18 protein-coding genes and 2 pseudogenes are annotated in these 19,136 nt (G+C 56.9%); 10 read left to right on the top strand and 10 right to left on the bottom strand.

The annotated features are described in order from the left end of the window. Both ACX3YD_RS27340 and ACX3YD_RS27335 read right to left on the bottom strand, forming a co-directional pair. Positions 1-603, bottom strand: a complete 603-nt coding sequence (locus ACX3YD_RS27340; protein ID WP_458961514.1) for a YceI family protein — start codon at positions 601-603, stop codon at positions 1-3. 165 nt (positions 604-768) lie between these two features. Then, entirely contained in the window at positions 769-2,130 is a 1,362-nt protein-coding gene (locus ACX3YD_RS27335) for an MATE family efflux transporter (RefSeq protein WP_458961513.1), read from the bottom strand. A 470-nt stretch (positions 2,131-2,600) separates the two neighbouring features. On the opposite strand from ACX3YD_RS27335, the gene ACX3YD_RS27330 reads away from it, so the two are divergent. The 4 genes from ACX3YD_RS27330 to ACX3YD_RS27315 all read left to right on the top strand — a co-directional run bounded on the left by ACX3YD_RS27330 (position 2,601) and on the right by ACX3YD_RS27315 (position 6,450). Further along, a complete protein-coding gene (locus tag ACX3YD_RS27330) occupies positions 2,601-3,413 on the top strand; it encodes a substrate-binding periplasmic protein (RefSeq protein WP_103406839.1) in 813 nt (270 codons plus the stop codon). Positions 3,414-4,133: 720 nt separating this feature from the next. Beyond that, positions 4,134-4,322: a DUF3606 domain-containing protein gene (locus ACX3YD_RS27325; protein ID WP_458961512.1), complete on the top strand. Its 189-nt coding sequence runs from the start codon at positions 4,134-4,136 to the stop codon at positions 4,320-4,322. A 324-nt stretch (positions 4,323-4,646) separates the two neighbouring features. Beyond that, a complete protein-coding gene (locus tag ACX3YD_RS27320) occupies positions 4,647-5,387 on the top strand; it encodes a COG4705 family protein (protein ID WP_458962087.1) in 741 nt (246 codons plus the stop codon). Positions 5,388-5,790: 403 nt separating this feature from the next. After that, positions 5,791-6,450: a carbonic anhydrase gene (locus tag ACX3YD_RS27315; protein WP_103406840.1), complete on the top strand. Its 660-nt coding sequence runs from the start codon at positions 5,791-5,793 to the stop codon at positions 6,448-6,450. Positions 6,451-6,601: 151 nt separating this feature from the next. On the opposite strand, the gene ACX3YD_RS27310 is transcribed toward ACX3YD_RS27315, so the two are convergent. Then, positions 6,602-8,083, bottom strand: a complete 1,482-nt coding sequence (locus ACX3YD_RS27310; RefSeq protein WP_458961511.1) for a DUF1254 domain-containing protein — start codon at positions 8,081-8,083, stop codon at positions 6,602-6,604. A gap of 354 nt (positions 8,084-8,437) precedes the next feature. Next, positions 8,438-8,980 (bottom strand): DinB family protein, encoded by a 543-nt coding sequence (locus ACX3YD_RS27305; protein ID WP_458961510.1) that lies wholly within the window; start codon positions 8,978-8,980, stop codon positions 8,438-8,440. 381 nt (positions 8,981-9,361) lie between these two features. Between ACX3YD_RS27305 and ACX3YD_RS27300 the strand changes: the two genes are divergently transcribed. The 3 genes and pseudogenes from ACX3YD_RS27300 to ACX3YD_RS27290 form a co-directional block, all read left to right on the top strand. Next, positions 9,362-9,580, top strand: coding sequence for a hypothetical protein (locus tag ACX3YD_RS27300; protein ID WP_458961509.1), 219 nt, complete (start codon positions 9,362-9,364; stop codon positions 9,578-9,580). A 135-nt stretch (positions 9,581-9,715) separates the two neighbouring features. After that, positions 9,716-10,729 carry an IS110 family RNA-guided transposase gene (locus ACX3YD_RS27295; protein ID WP_458960030.1) on the top strand — a complete coding sequence of 338 codons (1,014 nt, stop codon included), beginning with the start codon at positions 9,716-9,718 and terminating at the stop codon, positions 10,727-10,729. Between the two features lie 615 nt (positions 10,730-11,344). Continuing rightward, positions 11,345-11,536 (top strand): annotated as a pseudogene (locus ACX3YD_RS27290) (LysE family translocator); the annotation flags it as partial. A gap of 55 nt (positions 11,537-11,591) precedes the next feature. Here the strand turns inward: ACX3YD_RS27290 and ACX3YD_RS27285 are convergent. The 4 genes and pseudogenes from ACX3YD_RS27285 to ACX3YD_RS27270 all read right to left on the bottom strand — a co-directional run. After that, a pseudogene (locus tag ACX3YD_RS27285) lies at positions 11,592-11,687 on the bottom strand (metallophosphoesterase family protein); the annotation flags it as partial. 161 nt (positions 11,688-11,848) lie between these two features. Beyond that, entirely contained in the window at positions 11,849-12,850 is a 1,002-nt protein-coding gene (locus ACX3YD_RS27280) for an NAD(P)H-quinone oxidoreductase (protein WP_458961508.1), read from the bottom strand. Further along, positions 12,847-13,185 carry a carboxymuconolactone decarboxylase family protein gene (locus tag ACX3YD_RS27275; protein WP_047527810.1) on the bottom strand — a complete coding sequence of 113 codons (339 nt, stop codon included), beginning with the start codon at positions 13,183-13,185 and terminating at the stop codon, positions 12,847-12,849. Before ACX3YD_RS27275 ends, ACX3YD_RS27280 begins: the two co-directional genes overlap by 4 nt. Before the next feature lie 11 nt (positions 13,186-13,196). Continuing rightward, positions 13,197-14,633, bottom strand: a complete 1,437-nt coding sequence (locus tag ACX3YD_RS27270) for an NAD-dependent succinate-semialdehyde dehydrogenase (RefSeq protein ID WP_103406906.1) — start codon at positions 14,631-14,633, stop codon at positions 13,197-13,199. Positions 14,634-14,956: 323 nt separating this feature from the next. Between ACX3YD_RS27270 and ACX3YD_RS27265 the strand changes: the two genes are divergently transcribed. Further along, on the top strand, positions 14,957-15,886 hold the full coding sequence (locus ACX3YD_RS27265) for a LysR family transcriptional regulator (RefSeq protein WP_458961507.1): 930 nt from the start codon (positions 14,957-14,959) through the stop codon (positions 15,884-15,886). An 84-nt stretch (positions 15,887-15,970) separates the two neighbouring features. Then, positions 15,971-16,291 carry an isochorismate lyase gene (locus tag ACX3YD_RS27260; protein ID WP_458961506.1) on the top strand — a complete coding sequence of 107 codons (321 nt, stop codon included), beginning with the start codon at positions 15,971-15,973 and terminating at the stop codon, positions 16,289-16,291. A gap of 181 nt (positions 16,292-16,472) precedes the next feature. Here the strand turns inward: ACX3YD_RS27260 and ACX3YD_RS27255 are convergent, their stop codons facing one another. Then, complete coding sequence (locus ACX3YD_RS27255; RefSeq protein ID WP_103406909.1) at positions 16,473-16,967, bottom strand: cupin domain-containing protein; 495 nt, start codon at positions 16,965-16,967, stop codon at positions 16,473-16,475. A gap of 278 nt (positions 16,968-17,245) precedes the next feature. Here ACX3YD_RS27255 and ACX3YD_RS27250 point away from each other — a divergent pair, with 278 nt between their 5' ends. Then, positions 17,246-17,803, top strand: coding sequence for a hypothetical protein (locus ACX3YD_RS27250; RefSeq protein ID WP_458961505.1), 558 nt, complete (start codon positions 17,246-17,248; stop codon positions 17,801-17,803). A 332-nt stretch (positions 17,804-18,135) separates the two neighbouring features. On the opposite strand, the gene ACX3YD_RS27245 is transcribed toward ACX3YD_RS27250, so the two are convergent. Then, positions 18,136-18,960 (bottom strand): DUF6708 domain-containing protein, encoded by an 825-nt coding sequence (locus ACX3YD_RS27245; protein WP_458961504.1) that lies wholly within the window; start codon positions 18,958-18,960, stop codon positions 18,136-18,138. Positions 18,961-19,136: the final 176 nt, after the last annotated feature.

The raw sequence follows: 19,136 nt of genomic DNA, 5'->3' as shown, positions 1-19,136 counted from the left end.
CTATCTCCCTTCAGTAACGGGCATTGCTTGATCGCTGCGTTGCGGCGCGACCATGCGAAACCGGATGTTGATGTCGTCGGAAACCACACCGCTGGCGAACTCCCCTTCGCCGATGTTGAAGTCACTGCGTTTAAGCGTTAACTGACCGTCGAAAATGCCGATGGCGTTCTCCGCCTTCAGCAGAACCGGCACCGCCACCTCCCGTGTTTGCCCCCGGAGCGTGAGGTGGCCGGTGATCTGATAGCGGTTGTTGCCCAGGTCTTTGGCGCCGATCGACTCAAAAATCGCCTGCGGATAAACCGCCGTATCGAACCAGGCGGTTTTCTTCAATTCGCTGTTGGCGTCGCTGCTGCCGGCATCGATGCTGTCGAGCTCGATGATCAACCTGGCATGGGCCGATTCGGGCCTGACCGTGTCGAAATAGAGGCTGCCTTCGAACCTGGAAAAGGTGCCATACACGCTCGCCCCCATCTGGTCATAGGTAAAGCTGATGGTACTGGCCGTGGTGTTGACATCGGCGTACTCCGCCGCCTCGGCGACGGGCTGGGCGCCCGCCGCGAAGAGGGCCGCCACGAGGGTGAAACGAGGGAATCGAAAGTTCATGGAACGCTCCGGGCCAGCGCCTCCTCAGGGGTTGAGGTGGCCAGCGCACGCCAGCCGGCAACAGATGGACTAAAGCAAAGAACGGCGCTTTATTCCACCTCACACCCGCTGTGGCGGATCGCCAGCATTCGCGATGCGCCAGACGTCAGGCGTATTCCGACATACCTACACCAACCGCTCAATCTTCCGGTGCTTCCACACCTGTTTGTAGTACAGCGTCTGCAACGCCAGCATCCCCAGGTACGCCAGCGGAAACGCCATCCACACCCCCGGCAGCCCGAACCGCGCATCCAGCAGGTACGCCGACGGCAACTGCACGCCGACTACGCACACAATGGAAATCCCCACCGGCACCATCACCGTGCCACTGGCGCGCATGATGCCGCCGATGACCGCCTGGAAGCCGAACACCAGCAAGCTCCAGAGCATGATGTGCAACAGGTGTTCGGCCATGCTTCGCGTCGCCTCTTCGGTGAGGAACAGGCCCAGCAACCAGTGCGACAGCACATAGCTCAACACCACCAGGCCGCCGGTCAGGCACAGGCTGATCATCAGCCCCGTGCGCAAAATCGAGCCGATGCGTTCAATGCGCCCTGCCCCAATCGCCTGCGCGCCGAGGATCGACGCCGCGATCGCAATCGACAGCGCCGGGAACTGCACGTAATTGACGATCTGCGTCACCGCGCCATACGCCGCCGTCGCCTGGGAACCGTGCTGGTTCACCAGCGCCAGGATCACCAGCTCCGACAGCGACAACACCACCATCTGCAACCCGGTAGGCAAGCCGATGCGCAGCACCTTGCCAAGGATCGCCCAGTCCAGCTTCATCGCCGCGAATAACTCCCGGTCGGGCGCCAACGGATGCCCCCTGCGAATCAGGCGCCACGCCAGCCAGCCCATCGCCGCCAGGTTACTGACCAACCCGGCAAACGCCGCACTCTGAATCCCCATCGGCGGCAACCCCACCCAGCCGCGAATCAACGCCGGCGTCAGCGCCAACCCGATACAGGTCGAGACCACCAGCGCCAGCAGCGGCGACAAGGTATCGCTCACCCCGCGCAGCAACTGGGTGAACAGCACGAACACCAGCAGCGTCGGCATGAACCACAACATCACATGGGCATACGCCACCGCATCGTCCAGCACATCCGCTGGCGTCCCCAACCCCACCAGCGACGCCCGCGCAAACACACTCCCCACCACTGCCGCGACCAGACCGATCAACAAGCCCAACAACAAGGTCGACCCGGCGATGGCCTTCACCAAATGCTTCTCCCGTGCGCCCCAGGCCTGCCCGATCAACACCCCCGCCCCCGCGCCGAGGCCGATGATCAGGGCGATGAAGAAAAACACGATGGGGAACATGCCGGACACGGCGGCCAGGGCCTGAGTGCCGAGCATTTGGCCGATGTAAATGCTGTTGACGGTGCCGGACATGGCCTGAAGGAAATTCGACAGGACCATGGGGGCGAGAAACAGGAGGTAGGTTTTCCAGAGGGGGCGTTGGGGTTGGGCGGGGGTTTGCATGGGGTGGAGGTCCATCTCGACGGCGTGAGGATTGATAGGGATAGCTTCGGTGAGTTACGAGCCAGGGGCAATGAACATTTGAGGGTTGGGTTTGGATTTCTGGCGTGGGGGGCGAAAGGTCTGAGGTTTCGTCGTCGTGGGTCCTACAAAAAGCTCGGAATGGCTCACCTACCGCGTGGATTCCATGCCGTTTGTAGTCTGCGCCGTCACCCAAATGGCGATTCGGGTTTGGCGACCAGACAACAGACGGACGTTGGTTTGGGCCAAAAAAGCAGGCCGTCGTTGCGGGTCGCCAGGGTGAAAATGGCTCCGGTTCTTGAACAAGGCCAAGTATCTGCATAGTCTGGCCGGGCGTTTCCATCAATAGCCATTGGCGCCTATTGATCGTCGACTGGGAAGTGGGGCTGCGATCGACCTGTGCTCGAGGTATCGACCTACTGTTATGAGGGACGACCGTTCAATGAGGAAACATGCATTCAGCAAAGATGAACTCAAGCAAGTGGCAGTCCAGACCGATGCTGCTGATGTGCCTTCTTTATCTGCTGGCTCCTAGCACCGTCGCTGCGCTGGAAACGCGTGAGACGATGACGATCCTGGCAGAGGATGCAGCCCCGCCATGGTCGGAGCATGACGGCACGGGTTACGCCAATGACGTAGTGGTCGCCGCCTTCAAGGAAATGGCGGTCGACGTTCAGCTCAAAGTCGTACCCTACGCCCGTTGCAAGTACATGGTGCTCAATGGCACGAACATGGCTTGCTTCAACATGAGTTGGTCGCCCGAATTCGAGGGCAAGGTCAAACTGGCCGCGCAACCCATCTATACGGTTAACAATGACATTTTCGAACAGGTGAACGCGCCCTTGCCCAAGCCAAGCAAAGGCACATGCACCTTGCCGCCCGGCACGGTAGTGGGCTCGGTCAGAGATTACGAGTACTCGACCCAAGCCACAGCGCTACGGTCCGCGGGAATAGTGTTCGAGAGCGCCGAATCTGATGGGCAGAACCTTCAGAAGCTCGCTGCTCGCCGCCTGTCTGCCGCCTTGATAGTGACCAGTGACCTGGAAGCAAAAGAGCAGAAGGCCAAACTGGCGGGCACAGAAGACGCTGTTCGGTTTGCCTTCAGCTGTGGAGTGGTAACCGCGACCATAGGCTTCAGCCTGAGCCACCCTGACGGATTGCGGGCGTTGAAGATCTATGAGGAAGGCTATCGGCGCATACAGGCAAACGGCGTGCTCAAGCAAATCCATATCCGCAGGTTCCCCTCGCAACCTGTCGTTGATTGATGACGGGAAAATGGGGGCGGATCTATTTCTTCACTGCACTAAATAAAGTCGTCACCATTTTTCCCCCTGATTCCCTAAACCTATCTGATTGACTGCATTTGACCGTTTGCTGCGCGTCGCGAGAATCGGAAACGCCCCTTATCTGCCGGTCAGCATTGGCTAAAATTGACTGTCTCTGCCAATCATGGTTACCAAGCGTGCCGGTCAAATGCAAACAGGCAGCCACGTGGATAACAACTTCGCAGTGTCCCTCAAAAGGCACCTTAGGCAGACACATCACTATCCCTCAGTCTCAGCTAAGTATTGCCTTGTATCTTTTCTTTCACGCAAGTACAGCCTCGCTTGTCCTGGTCAAAAATCGGGGGGGACAACGTTATCCGTTATACCGCCGCTGGCGGGCGAGTCGACTAGAGGGTCGGGTTGGCGCAGGGGAACCGGTGAAGCAAGGGCTTGGCTCGCGATGTGGATTATGTGTTTCGGCCTGGTTAAAAAGGCATGTTCTTTAAGTTTTGTTAATTTTTCATGAGTGGCCCTTAAACCATAGACTTCGACATTGGAAGTAAATCAATCTCGGCTGAGCGCATGGGCATCACCACGTCAAAACATTAATCAGGACTGGCATTGGCAGTGCGCGCAACTCATATGTACCTCATAAAAATCAACGGAATTTCTTGAGTGCAAACTCGTGTTTTGCATCATTAAAATGGCATAGCTAGCAAAATGAAAAAGAAAAGAACCAATCATGGTAATGACGCGATCATAGTTAATATTTTGGATGGAACTGAACTTAGGTATTGGACTGAAAAATTGGGATGTACAAGGGATGAGATTCGATCAGATGTCAAACAGTCGGGTGATTCGTTGACCGCAGTCCAGCAGCATCTTGCCTTGGCGCATAGCTTGCCCTGAAACTAAATATACGCTCCCGCAAACAATTTGTTTTCAAGGTTCATGGCGAAGTGACACGAAGAATAAATGGCCATGCGATGTTTTGCTCCAGTTCCAAATCAATGATCGAGTGTACTCAGCGCCAATAGCGATTCTTGTTAAATAGCGTTTTTATTTTGTTTTAACGGTTTTTTGACCTTTTCGCTGCGCAACCTGCGCCCGCCCATAACATCGCGGTACAGCTTGCTGGTTGTCTCCATGCACTCATGGCTGATTCCTCTGCGTGATACCCATATACCCTCACCTCATCAGGAGCGTGTTTTCTTAATGAGCACCCATATCAATCTGAACAAGCTGCCGGAAATAACCCTGGCTTTCTGGGTTATGAAAATCTGTGCCACCACCCTCGGCGAAACCGCCGGTGATCTGCTGTCAATGACCCTGAATGTAGGCTACGCCATGAGTTCGTTGATCCTGATCAGCGCCTTTCTGGTGACGCTTGGTTTGCAGCTGTTTTCCAAGAATCATAATCCGGTGCTGTACTGGATCGTGATTCTTTCCACCAGTACCGCGGGCACGACAATGTCGGACTTTATGGACCGCACCCTCGGCTTGGGCTATGCCTCGGGCTCGCTGATTCTGATCAGCCTGTTGATCACGATTTTCGCGGTTTGGCGCCTGAGCGAAAAAAGCCTGTCGGTAGACAGCATCCACACCACTAGGGGCGAGTTGTTCTACTGGGCCGCCATTCTGATTTCCAACACTCTGGGTACGGCGCTAGGTGACTATTTGGCGGATGACTCCGGCCTGGGCTTTGCCGGTGGCGCACTGCTGATTGGTTCGGCGATCATCGCCGTGGTGCTGGCCAGGTTTTACACCCGTATCTCCGGTGTACTGCTGTTCTGGATGGCATTTGTCCTCACCCGTCCGTTCGGTGCGACCCTCGGCGACTTCCTGACCAAGCCCCATGAAAAAGGCGGCCTGGACTTTGGCACCGTAGGTTCCTCGTTGGTACTTGCCGCGGTCTTGGTAGTCCTGGTGGCCTTCGCCGCAAAAGCCCGCCGAGTGGAAGAAGTGTACGGTTAACGCCCAGTATGCGTAGACCGTTACCGGGTGAGAGGCTATAGCGATAACTTTACCTTGGTAACTGACCAGAGAGCCCGCAAACGCGGGCTTTCTGCTTTCTGCGTCAATTGGCGCAGCACATGTCTGCAAGTTGTACGGGTGCCCCTCATGACACTGGCAGCGTCTGAACGAACCCTCATTTTTAGGACATTGAATGACTGCATTTGGCCGGTTTCGGGCCGGCGAAAGATCAATGGCGGCTGCCAGCAGGCATCGGACACCCGCTGCGCTGGTCGTGTCTCGAAGTGCATCGTTGATCGAGTAAAGCCAACGCGCATGAGGTCTGCGATAATGACGACCACTGCGGCGCGATGGCATATCGATTGCTCGTGCCACCATCCGCTATTCGGGTTTGGAGGATTCCATGCGTGACATTATTGACGGCTTTCTGCGCTTTCAGCGCGAGGTTTATCCGCAACGCGTCGAGCTTTTCAAGCAGCTCGCGACGACACAAAATCCGAAGGCGTTATTCGTCACCTGCTCAGACAGTCGTGTTGTGCCCGAACTCCTTACACAGCGCGAACCGGGCGAATTGTTCGTGATTCGCAACGCCGGCAACATTGTGCCGTCGTATGGTCCAGAACCCGGCGGCGTCTCGGCCACCGTCGAATATGCGGTCGCAGTACTCGGCGTACAGGACATCGTGATCTGCGGTCACTCAGACTGCGGAGCGATGGGCGCGATTTCACGCTGCACGTGTCTGGATCATCTTCCGGCGGTTGCTAACTGGCTACGTCACTCGGACGCCGCGAAAGCGATTAACGCGGCGCATGAGTTCGACACGCCCCGCGCGAAACTCGATGGCCTCGTGCGCGAGAACGTGATCGCGCAACTGGCGAATCTGCGTACGCATCCATCGGTGGCTCTCGCGCTCGAGCAGGGGCGCATGAATCTGCACGGCTGGGTCTACGACATCGAGGCGGGGTGCATCGATGCGCTGGATGGCGCGACACGACAGTTCGTTTCACTTGCTGACTCGCCGACCACCGTGGCGATCGCTGCGCGCAACGGCAGACAGATGTAATGGCGACAGACAAGTGAGGGTGGCCGCATGACTGCCGGTCCTTCGTGAATGTCTGTTTTAAACCAATAGCTGCCCTTCATGATCGGCAGCTATTGGCGACAAGCAGCACCTGCCGACACCAACCTGCAGCGAGTGTCGGCAATAGGTCGCACTACTTCGAAACCACCAGCGCCGGTGGCTGCCAGCTGCCTTCGCCAGCGGGAAGAATCGAAGGCGGTGCGGTCTTCGGCCAGTAGAGACGCATCACCAGATAGACCGTATCGTCAGGCGCCGGCAGCCAGTTGCTTTCCTTTGCCTTGCCGGGGGAGTTCTTCTGGATGTACAGCGTCAGTGAGCCATCCGCGTTTTTCTTCATGGCCGACAGCATCGGCGAATTGATCAGGTAACGGTTGAGCGGGTTGTTGATCAGCAACTGGCTCTTGCCGTCGTACAGGGTCACCGACCAAAAGGCATTCACTGGCGGCAGCTTGCCCGCCGGGAAGGTCAGCGTGTAATTGCGCTTGCTGGTATCCAGCGTCTGGCCTTTACCGTCGGTGCGGGTATAGGGGTACATCGCCTCAACGGCGTCATTGCCGTAAAGGCCGCCCTTCGCGGCGCCGGCACGCATCAGCCAGTCGCCCTTGTAGAACGCCTGGTCGCCAAAGAACGCGCCGACGTTCCAGCCGTTGATGTTTTTCATGCCGCTGGAGAGAAACTTGTCGACCTTCTCATCGCCAGCTTTCATCCCCAACAAGACCACCGCCTTGTGTTCGAGCGAGAGGTCTTTGAATTCGAAGCGCCGGCCGGGGCCTACGCCGATGCTGGCCAGCTTCGACCGAATCGCCTTGTCGTCGGCCGATGGCGGCACATACTCCAACGCGGCCGACAGGTACTCGAAGAAATTGTCCTTGATACCAGCCGTGGTGGCCGGTACGAAATCAATCTTCGGGGCCGCGAGCGGCGCTGGTTGATGGAGGAAGGCTGAAAGCGGCTGGACCTTGTAACCCGCCTGAACCTTCTCGACATTGGGCATGTCGGCTGGATTGAACAACTGGGTCCGGATCAGCGTCAGTGAGAAGGGAGTCGTGGAGTTGAACACTTTATCGATGCCAGGCGGTGTCGCCCCTTTCCAATCGGGGCCTGCAATCAGATAGCTCCCGGGGGCACTTGCAGTTGCCCGGCTGCCGATGTAGCCGTAGTTATAGGTGTTGCCGTCGATTAGCTGCACCGAGTAGTAGCGCTTTTTGGAGACTGCCGGCACGGTGATCACGAGAGGCTCTGCGCGCAGGTCGGCCCAGAGTATCGAGTAGGGGGTGTCACTGTTTGGCGTGATGACGGCGGTATCAGCGGGTGTCGCGACCCGATGCTCGTTATGCAGTTGATTGAAGGGGGCCTTGAACTGGCTGGATTTGGTGTCCACCGCGAACTCGTTCATCACGGCGTAGTTCATGACCAGCGGCAAGCCGTAAATAAAGCCTTCCTCGGCGATCGCCTTGGTTTGCTCGAGGCTCGGCGCGGGTACGCCCTTGGCCACGTCCGCCTTGTCTGCCTGTGCGATGGGGTCGTTCTTGCTCGCACACCCCATGAAAAACGTTGAACCCACCACGACGAGTGCCGCAGCTATTGTCCAGCCCCGGTTAGACTTCCTGTTCATTTTCACCTCGTTTGTTCTGAGCAACGTTTTGCTGTCGACTGGCATGCACCACCCAGACCGCGCCCCAACTGAAACTCTGGCTGTCTCTTTACCTGGCGACTGAGTAACTCCTGCGGCGAAGCGCCAACTCACCCGCCCCGGGAGTGTAGATCACAATAAGCCAGCATCCCCTTGCACAGCCAAGATCGTGCCCGTTATCTGTACGCCTTGTCGCCAGGCCCCATACGAGAGGATGTTCAAATTCCGTTAGGTCACACGCACTACATAAATCCGCCCCCATTTCAGTCATTTGAGATGGCCACGCTGGTTGACCGGCATGACATGAAAATCCCGGTCTAGTGCTTGGATATTAGATTATGCGCGGGACTCGTAAGGAATGAGGGCTACCAGATCAGTATCGCCGACGTCGACACCACCTTGTGACAGCAAAGTCGTAGCTTGGCCTCGGTGATGAGTCTGGTGGTTGAAGAAATGCATGACCAAGCCATAAAAGCACTTGTCAGCGGGAGCTCCTTTCATGCTTGTGTAATTGAGGGTGTAATCTAAATCTGACTCGGTAATGGAGCGAGACCACTCGACAATTAACTGATCGAGCCAAACGCGATATGTCGAAAGTTCTCGGATATTTGAGAGCAGTAACTGGTCGAGGCTTTGGGGGTCAGGAAGCTGTCGAATCGGCTCCAGAGCCAAGTAATTCGCTGGGTGCTGGGCAAATCGCTTCAGCCAGATTGTGTCCCCGACCACCAGGTGGTTTAACGTCCCGAGAATAGAACCAAAGTATGCTTTCCTGTCCACTGACAGCTCTTCATCTGTCAGACTTCTGGCCGCTTCATAAACCTTTGCGTTCATCCAGTCGTTATAGATCGCCATCAGGCAGATATGGTCGATGCGGCCCATCGTGTTCATCCTTTGAATGAGTACTTGACAAGCGATCCACGCTCATTTGGGGGCCATTCTAGAGCAGGGCTTTTTAAATCGCCCCTGATTTCGCAGGCACATTGAGTGTGCGAACTGCCGGGCGGGCCCCTGCAGAATATTGGATTTATCGGTTTTTTTTCGGCATATCGGTAGTTACGACCCTGACATCTGCTCAGGACTCCCGGCCATTCTGACGGCAAGGCTTTTATCGACTGCGCACTCCGCCGGGTGATGACACACCTCTCTGTATTACTCAACGGAATCATTAAGTTATTGAGTAGTCATACCCTGGGTTAAACGCTGTCCGAATGAAATTTTCGGGCAGCCACCGTCTCATCCCCTGACCTTTAGGACATGCAAATGAATCGCGCAGTAATGATGATCCTGGCCATTTCCAGCTCGCTCTTGCTGGCAGGCTGCGGCCCTCACTGGGATGATGGAGAAAGGTATGGCCGATATCATGATCATCGCCACGGATATGACCAAAGGGATGACTATGATCAGGGTTATGACCATCGCGACCATGACCGCGATGGCCGTCATTATCGTTATCGCGATCGTGACGACAGAGACGACTGATACATCCATCGAAAATGGGAACGGATCTATTTTTTCCTATATAAATCTGAGAATCATCTGGCCGGCCTCCCCATCTCACGGAGGTGGCGCAAAATTCAAGGTGCGAACTTAGACTTTTGCTGTGAGGAGGCCGTGATGAAATTCTGTGGCATAGACCTGCATTCGAACAACAGCGTTGTTGTGGTTACCGACGAAACGGACCGAGTTTTGATCAGCCGACGCTGCCCCAATGAGCTGACGCAAATCCTCCCGTTACTCGAACCACATCGTAGAGAATTGCTCGGCGTCGTGGTCGAGTCTACGTACAACTGGTATTGGCTGGTCGACGGCCTGAAGGCGGCAGGCTTCGAGGTAAAACTGGCCAACCCGGTGGCGATGCAACGCTACAACGGTTTAAAGCATTCCGACGATAAGGATGATGCAGCGTTCCTGGCGCATTTACTGAGGCTGGGGATATTGCCCACTGGCTATATCCATCCGCCACAAGAGCGAGCGCTGCGCGATCTGGCACGTAAACGGATTCAATTGGTACGCAACAGGACACAGCACATTCTGGCCGCTGAAAACATCATGGCGCGTCAGTCTGGCCACCGCCTGACCTGTAATGAAGTCAAAAGCCTGTCAGCCACCTCCGTGGACAGGCTGGGCCTGTCCACGGAGGTGGCTTTGGCGATGAAAGCCAATGTCGCCATTGTCCAGGCATTACAGACTCAAATTGATGTTCTCGAGGAGCGATTGCTGCATGAAGTCAGCCTGCGCCCCGAGTTCTGTTTATTGAAAACAATGCCTGGAGTTGGCGAAGTCTTGGCCACGGTCATCATGTTGGAAACCGGCGATATCGAGCGCTTTGCCGATGTCGGCAACTTCGCCTCTTATGCCCGCTGCGTAAAGAGTGCGCATTACTCCAACGGCAAGAAAAAGGGCGAAGGTAACACCAAGAACGGGAACGCTTACTTGATCTGGGCCTTTATCGAAGCGGCCAATTTTGCGCGACGCTTCAGTGCGGACGCCAAACGCTTTTTTGAGAAAAAGAAAGCCAAGACCAACGCCGTGGTCGCTACCAAAGCACTGGCGCACAAACTGGCGCGGGCGAGTTACCACATTTTGAAGGAGAAACAGCCTTTTGATGCCAAGCGCTGTTTCGCCTGAAGGGCGAGTTAAGGTGATGGCCGATCAACCAAAAAGGGACTGGCGTAAGCCATAAAATCTGAGTGGCGGCCGGCTGTCACCGCCTGAGTGTGTTGTAACCGGGTCGTCTGCCAAATGAGCCCGTCGAGACTGGACGTGCTTTTGCACGAACCACAGATCTGTGACATCTTTTTGGACATTTGGCGGCACCAACGTTTCTCTGGGGCAGTTGACTGCCAGGGCGGTGCTGGGTGTATCGCTACCGCTTGATCCACATGGGTGTCAGGCACGACTCGGTCGTAGCCAGCGATGAGGAAACGGATACGACGGGTTCAACCAGTCGGGTTTAGTGATAGGAGAAAACCCCGCAGCAAGAGCTGCAGGGCAAGTTGGCTTTTAGCCTTGACTCGAGACCGGCTAATGGGCGTCCCCATTATTCTGAGCTTAGTTAACCTGTCTGGCATCGGGAAACTTCCACGCGTCACTGAGAACCTCCGCTTTTGGCCGATACAATCGCACGGTGCAAATCCAGCCTTTCATGGTCGACAAGCAATTGGCGGTCTTCAAGTCACAGCCACCGAACTGAATGGTGATCGAACCTCCATTCGATTTTTTCGCCGTCAGATTGTTCAGCGTAAATTCATGATCCTGACCGCGATTTTCATGGCGCTTTCAGTGTCGTCGTTGAGCCTGTATGCCGCGCTGGCCTCACGCGCCAAGGGCCTGCTGGTAGGACCCGAGTTGTCCCGCTGGGTTAGCCGGGTGGTGGAGGTCACATTCATCGGGTTTGGCGCTGCGCCTCTCGCTATACGCCGGCAGACGGCCTGAGACTTGAGTATCGGCAGAGGCTTCCAGATGCAGATTTACCGAACCTGCCGCCCCCTCATTCCAACAACGAAACCCATCGCGGCTCAATCGCGCCCTTTTCCACTTCCAGCAACGCCAACGTCACCGGCAACTTGAACCGTCGCGGCCCTGCAACGTCCACAATAGAACGGCAAGCGCGGGACGTCAGCAAACCGGATCTGCGTCTGATTCGGCAGGAAAAGCCAGACCCGACAATAGAAACACTTCACAAGTGAATGCCTGCCTGGATTACGCAAGGTAACTTTGGCAGGCACTTCTCGCAGAAGACCAGACTTAGAGCAAGTCCGCAGGCTGCATTGTGAGAATGATCTTCCCGACGTTTTCGGACGACTCCATCCTGCGATGGGCATCTGCGGCGCGTGACAGGGGGAAGGTACTGTCGACTACCGGCTCCAGGCATCCTCCCCCTTCGAACCGTTCAAGCCAATGCTCGCGGAATCGCTTGATCATGTCGTGCTTCTCCGGCGGGGTACGGGATTTCATGACCGTGCCGATGATTTGCAAGTGACGGTAGAGAATATGCTCCAGCTCCAGGGCGACCTTCCCGCCACCGCCAAGGATGCCAACCTGGATCAGCCGCCCGCCGTTAGCGAGTGACGCCAGGTTGCGGGCGAAGTAAGGTTCGCCGACGAAATCGATGATGACATCGACACCCCGGCCATCGGTTTTGCTGGCGATGACTTCGGCGAAATCACTGTTCTTGTAGTCGATGGCAACATCGGCACCCAAATGCTCGACGCGGGATAACTTGCTGCCATCGGTTGTCGCATAAACCGTCGCACCTGTGGCGTAAGCGAGCTGCACCGCAGCGGAGCCAACACCACCCGCGGCGGCATGAATCAAGACCGAGTCACCTGGCTTGAGTCGAGCCAGATGCATCAGCGCCTCATGAGCGGTGACAAACACCTCGGGAATCGCCGCCGCGTGCACGTAATCCAGTTGAGCAGGAATTGGCATGGCCATGCGGTAGTCAATGCGTGCCAGCTCGGCATACGCCCCGCCACCCACCACGCCCATCACCCGATCCCCCACTTCGAAACCAACGACGGCATTGCCTTTTTCGATGACCTCGCCTGCGATCTCAAGCCCGATGATGGGCGAATCTCCGAAATCAGGACGCCCGTAGCCACCGGTGCGATGCGTCAGATCCGCGCGATTGACACCGGCCGCATAGACCCGCACCAGCAAGTCGGCAGGGCGTACTAGCGGGTCGGGAACATCGCTCAACTTCAGTACGTCGGGGTTGCCGAATTCTTCAATGGTGATGGCTTTCATGGTTGCTTCGCCTGCGATTGAGTGAATGTGGCATTGGCAATGGCGGACGCGGTGATGGCGGCCGGGAAACCTGCATAGAACGCCAGGTGGGTGATCGCTGCGGATATTTCGTCATGGGTGACCCCATTGCTGACCGCGCGCCGCAGGTGCGCAGGCAGCTCTTCGGAGTGACCACCGGCAATCAATGCAGCCACCGTTATCAGGCTGCGGTCACGTGGAGACAGTGCCGGATCGCTCCAGATTTGCGGATAGAGCGTAGCGTCGACGAACTGCGCCAGCTTTGGGGTGAACGCTCTGGCCGCTTCACGAGGGCTGCTGAAATTGATGTTCGACATTTCGGGCGTCCTTAAATCTGGCTGATGAATTTGTTGGTCAGATAGTGTTCGATGCCTTCAATGCCGCCCTCTGAGCCATGACCGCTCTCCTTCATGCCGCCAAAGGGAAGCTCAGTAGCAACAATTCGGTATTGATTGATCCCGATCATTCCGGCCTCGAGGCCATCTGCGACGTCAATGGCGGTCCGGGCGTTGGCGGTAAAGGCGTAGGCAGACAACCCGTAGGGAAGGCGGTTGGCCTCTTCCAGGCCGTCGGCCAACGTATCGAAGGGCATCAAAATCGCGATCGGGCCGAAGGGTTCTTCATGCATGACCCGAGCGTCCATGGGCACATCAGCCAAAACGGTGGGCTGGAAGAAAAAGCCTTGTCCTGGCAGGCATTCGCCACCGGCAAGCACCCGCGCGCCTTTCTCGACGGCGTCAGCCACCAGTTCTTCCATCTTTGACAATTGCCTTGGGTTGGCGAGTGGCCCGACCTGAGTATCGGGATGCAGGCCGTTGCCGATTCTCAGGGCGTTGGTTGCCGCAACAAAGTGATCAGTGAACGCCTGATAAGCACCACGCTGGATCAGGAAGCGTGTTGACGAGATACAGACTTGCCCTGTCCCCCGGAACCGATTCGCCACGCCTTCCACTGCCGCCCTTTCAATGTCGGCGTCTTCAAACACCAGCACAGGGCCGTGGCCACCCAGTTCCAAAGTGATTGGCTTGACGCCTGCGGCTGCCCTGGTCGACAGCAGTCGCCCAATTGGTACGGAACCGGTAAAGGTCACCTTGCGAATGATCGGCGAGGCAATCAGGTGGCTGGAGACTTGATCGGGCACACCGAAAACGACTTGCAAAACGCCTTTGGGCAAGCCCGCATCATCAAGGGCGCGAGCAAGGGCCAGCGCCGTGGAAGGGCTCTCTTCACCGGGTTTGAGAATGACGCTGCAACCTGCCGCCAAAGCAGCTGACAACTTGCGAGCCGGAGTAATGGCCGGAAAGTTCCAGGGCGTGAAGGCTGCGACCGGGCCGATAGGCTGGCGCTTCACCAGTTGCAACACGCCTGGGCGGTTGGCCGGCACGACGCGGCCATCGATGCGGCGGGCGCTTTCGGCGAACCATTCAAAATACTCTGCTGCACGCGTGACCTCGTCCATGCTTTCGCCAAGGGGTTTGCCCTCCTCCAGCGTCATCTGGGATGCGATGTGCGGCGCTCGCTCCAGGATAAGATCAGCGGCACGTTTGAGAATTTTTGCGCGTTGATCCGGCACCGTCTGGCGCCACGTCTGGAAGCTGAGCCGGGCGACTTCAAGGGCGTGGTCAAGGTCGGCTGAAGTGGCCAGCGGCACACGTCCGATTTCACTTGCTGTAGCTGGGTTTATGACGGCTGCGGTGTCGCGCCCTTCAGCGCTGATCCACTCACCCCCAATGAAAAGATAGAGCGCGTCGTATGGCGTATTCATCGATGTGGCCTTCACTTGATTGTCAGGAATCGGGCCGAAGCGCGTTGCGTAAATCCTCGCTTCGGTGGTTTACGACAGAGCCGGTTCAGGCGGCCCGTGCAATCAAGTCTATGGAGGGCGACAGGTTTGATTTAGATAGCCACGAGGGAATCATTGTTGTGTGCAGAGGGAAGATCACGCGCCGTCGTCGAGTTGTGTCCTCAACATTCAACGTCCATGATGCGGGGTCGGTGGGTGGTGGCGTTGCGCTCACGAGCACTGAACAGCCTCAGTGGATTTTCTCTGTAATTTGAGCGTTAAACCGGTAGAAAAGGACGGTAGGGATGGACAAATTTTCAAATATGTCTGTGTTCGTAAAAGTCGTTGAGATGGGCACCTTCACTGCAGTGGCCAACCATCTGGACTCGACGGTCGGCAATGTGTCCCGTGCCGTCTCTGCGCTCGAAACAATGCTCGATGCCCGCCTGCTGCAAAGGTCCACTCGCCGCCTTTCCGTGACTGACGCCGGTCGACGATTTTACGAGCGCTGTACGGCAATCCTGGCCGACCTCGAAAACGCTGAAGCCGAAGCAAGTGATTCGATCCTGGAACCCATGGGCACGCTACGGGTGCATAGCGTGCCCGGCCTTGCGCGTCATCTGGTGACCAGCGCCGTCCTTGAGTACCGCAAGGAGTTTCCGGCAGTCACAGTAGATTTGCTGCTATCCCAACGGATGCCGAACCTGCTGGAAGACCAACTGGATGTTTCAATTCTGATTGCCAGAACGCTGCCGGATTCAGCGTACGTCAGTCAAAAGATTGGGGTCAGTCATTGCGTGCTGGTCGCGTCCCCTGCCTACCTGGCACAACATGCACCGCCGGCGACGCCTGAAGACCTCAACGATCATCAGTGCCTGTTGCTGGGAACCGTTGATTACGCACGGGATGAATGGCAACTGAGAAGCAAATCCGGCACCGCCACTTTCGTACCCACCGGGCCGAGCTTTAGCGTAAATGATATGGATGCAATGGCAGTCGCCGTTCGATCCGGAGCGGGGATTGGCTTATTGGCCGGATTCTCGGCCATCGACGATCTGCGCTCGGGAAAACTCGTGCGTGTTTTGCCGGAGTACCATACCTACGAGCGCAATGTTTATGCCGTTTACACGTCCCGACAGTTTGTCGATGCGAAGATAACCCGCTTCATAGAAACGCTAAAAGCACGGGTAGGTAGCCAATTGGCAGACACTGCAAGAGAGCTTATCGGTAGGTAACCGGCTCGAGACACTCGGGAAAGGCAGACCCTGAATAACACATCAGCCGTTTCACAATTTATTTCAGCAAAGGGAGTGACTCACATGGACGTTTCCAATCAATTGCAACCCTCAGAATGCGCCGGAATGGAGGACATCAGACGCGAGATCGATGCCCTCGACCGGGCCGTCATCAAGCTGTTGGGCAAGCGTTTCCAGTACGTGCTTGCGGCTTCGAAATTCAAGACCTCGGCGGCCTCGGTGCGGGCCCAGGAGCGATTCAATGCCATGCTCGCGACCCGCCGCGAATGGGCAGAGGCCGAAGGCCTGAGCCCGGATGCGATCGAAAAGTTGTATAGCGACTTGGTTAACCATTTCATTGCCGAAGAGATGAAACACTGGTCGGCGCAATTGCCCACTACGTAATCCCGGATTATCGAATACCCAGCCTAGCGCACCGGGCGTGTCTCCGTGGTGCACCAGGTTGTGTGAAAACGCGGGCTGCCTGATGGCGCCCGCTTCGTTGGCAATCGGGCACCTGCGACGCCCTCGGGTTTTTCGCGAGCAGGCTCGCTCCTACAGGGGTATTGACCTGGGCGCGGCGTTGTCACTTCGACGCGTTGCGCGGATCATCATGGCTATCGATGTATTCAAGCCCCAGCGGCCCCGTTCCGTAGACTTGCGAGATGTACTCCCCTGATTTCGCCCAATGAAAGTGCGGCGTATTGGCCGGGAGTATCACCACACTCCCCGGACCATAGGCCACCAGTTTGTCTGGATCGAAAACAGTGCCAAAGCCGATGTAGAACACACCGGACATGACGGTGTAGATACGATCTTCCGGATGGGTATGGGGCATTAATTTGATGCCATTGGGCACTTTGACTCGCACTACATAAGGTGCAGGTTTACTGGGGTCGCCGGCGATTACAGCGAGTTTCACTTCTTTCGGGAAAGCCGGAAAGTTGCGCCATTCCACGTCTTCATTATGCAAGGCACCGACTTTATCGAGTGGCAAGGGTTGGGCCTGGGCGAGTGGCATTGCCGCGCTTGCGACAAGCAGGGCCGCCAGCCCCGCCGTTTTGATCATGCTCTGAATCATGAGAGGCACCTTAACTGCGCAGAAGACAACATCGTCAGGCGGACTCTATTTCTGATTGGCTTTACTGATAACGGCATGATCGCGAATTACAGTTGATACCCAATGTAATCAATGTGCCGCTGCATAGGCTTCGCCTCTTCATCACGCTCACCAGCGGTGTTCTGCTCGCCCTATCAATCCCGTCGATGTTCACAATCACCTCAATGAAGTTCTCTTAAAAATACCGCGGCGTAACATGGGCTCCATACCAAACAAACAACACCCCGGAGCACACGATCATGAAACGCCAAACCATCCTCAGCATCGCATTCTCGATCTTCGCCGTTAACGCTTTTGCCGCGACCTCTGTACAGCCTGTTGTCGCTGAAGGTGGCTCGGATCGCCTGATCGAAAACCGCGTCGCCGCCGATGGTTCGGACCGCCTGCAAGGCAACACCGTCGCCGCTGATGGCTCCGACCGCCTGCAAGGCAACACCGTCGCTGCCGATGGCTCCGACCGCCTGCAAGGCAACACTGTCGCTGCCGATGGCTCCGACCGCCTGCAAGGCAACACCGTCGCTGCCGATGGCTCCGACCGTCTGCAAGGCAACACCGTCGCTGCCGATGGTTCCGACCGCCTGCAAGGCAACACCGTCGCTGCCGATGGCTCCGACCGCCTGCAAGGCAACACCGTCGCTGCCGATGGCTCCGACCGCCTGCAAGGCAACACCGTCGCTGCCGATGGCTCCGACCGCCTGCAAGGCAACACCGTCGCTGCCGATGGCTCCGACCGCCTGCAAGGCAACACCGTCGCTGCCGATGGCTCCGACCGCCTGCAAGGCAACACCGTCGCCTGAAAACATCGTCTCACCGCAATATCCGCAAAAAACCCGGCCTGATCAGCCGGGCTTTTTCGTGTTCGTTGGTTCTCCAGACAGCAGCACATGGCGCAAACACATAGTCGCTGATCACTTCAAAATCCCGGTTCGATCTCATACTTCCCGACGCGCTGCCACCGTCTACCATTGCCCTCGCGGATGCGTTACCCAGAAAGACGTCCTTTCTTGCCGGACGCTTACCGCCTCAAACCGCCGCACGCCTTGACCGTCTTTTGCAAATCACGAATACGTACTATTCGAATCTCATCGAAAGGCAGTACACCGAGCCTGCCTCGTTTGCAACGGCGCGCTCAATGCAGCCCCGCCGCTTTGCAGGCATCGATGAAGTTCGCCCCTTTTTTGTCCATCGCGGTTTTCACCAGTGCGTTGGCTTTTTGCAGCGCCGGGCTGGGCTTGGTCCATTGCTCGGGCGGCAGTGGTCGGGACCAGGTTTGCACGCTTTGCGGCAGGGTCGGGCGGCCCTTGCGGTGGGCCCACTCGGCGATCAGGTAAGGCATTTTCCAGAAGGTCAGGACGCGGCGGACGTACCACCAGCGCAGGGGCCATGGCGTGCGCTTGCCATAACCGTAACGGTGACGCTGTTCGGCGCTCAGGTGCTCGGCGCCATCGTCTAATGAGCCCATGAAACGTGCCCCTTTACGCTCTATCTCAAACGTATGCAGGCCTTCATAAGGCTTGAGCTCGTCCTCGGTTGGCGTCAGGCCCAGAACAACGAGCATGGGGTTGGGCGTATCGACCAACTCCCCTTCTTCCATGTAGTTGCGTATGGCCGTCCACATGCCCAGTGCATGGGCATCGCTGGGCTGGGACGACAGGATGAATTGCACGGTGTCGCGCGCTTCGTCCTCCAGGCCCATGCCGAAGGTGTAATCGCGCATCGCGCCGTAGCTGGTGACGCCCTGGCTGCGAGCGACCCAGGCCACCACGTTTTCCCAGGGCACGATCAGCACGCGGTGGGTGGTGTCGTCGATGTAGCAGACTTCGCGGCGCTGGCGGTTGAAGCGGACCGGGTAGCTTTTGGCCAGGGTGCGGACGTTGGAGAGCATGCCGTAGATGAAGGCGCCGATAGGGAAAATCGCCCCCAGAGAAACCAGCGTCGAAACCTTCAAAAACATGAGTAGATCTTGGAGCGGGTTCGTGAAGTTTTCTGGATAAAAAAGCACTCCATGAATAATTACGAGACTCGGAAAAACAAAGGCTGTAAACAAAACAAGCCAAATACCAAACGCAAGGATCTTCCCCTGCTCGACAATCCCCCGGTTACTCCCTCCCAACTCCAGATAAGTCTCAT

It is taken from the genome of Pseudomonas fluorescens group sp. PF-1, from assembly GCF_054481335.1.
Note: the sequence above shows the minus strand (reverse complement) of the source record. Positions and strands in the feature narration are given on the sequence as shown.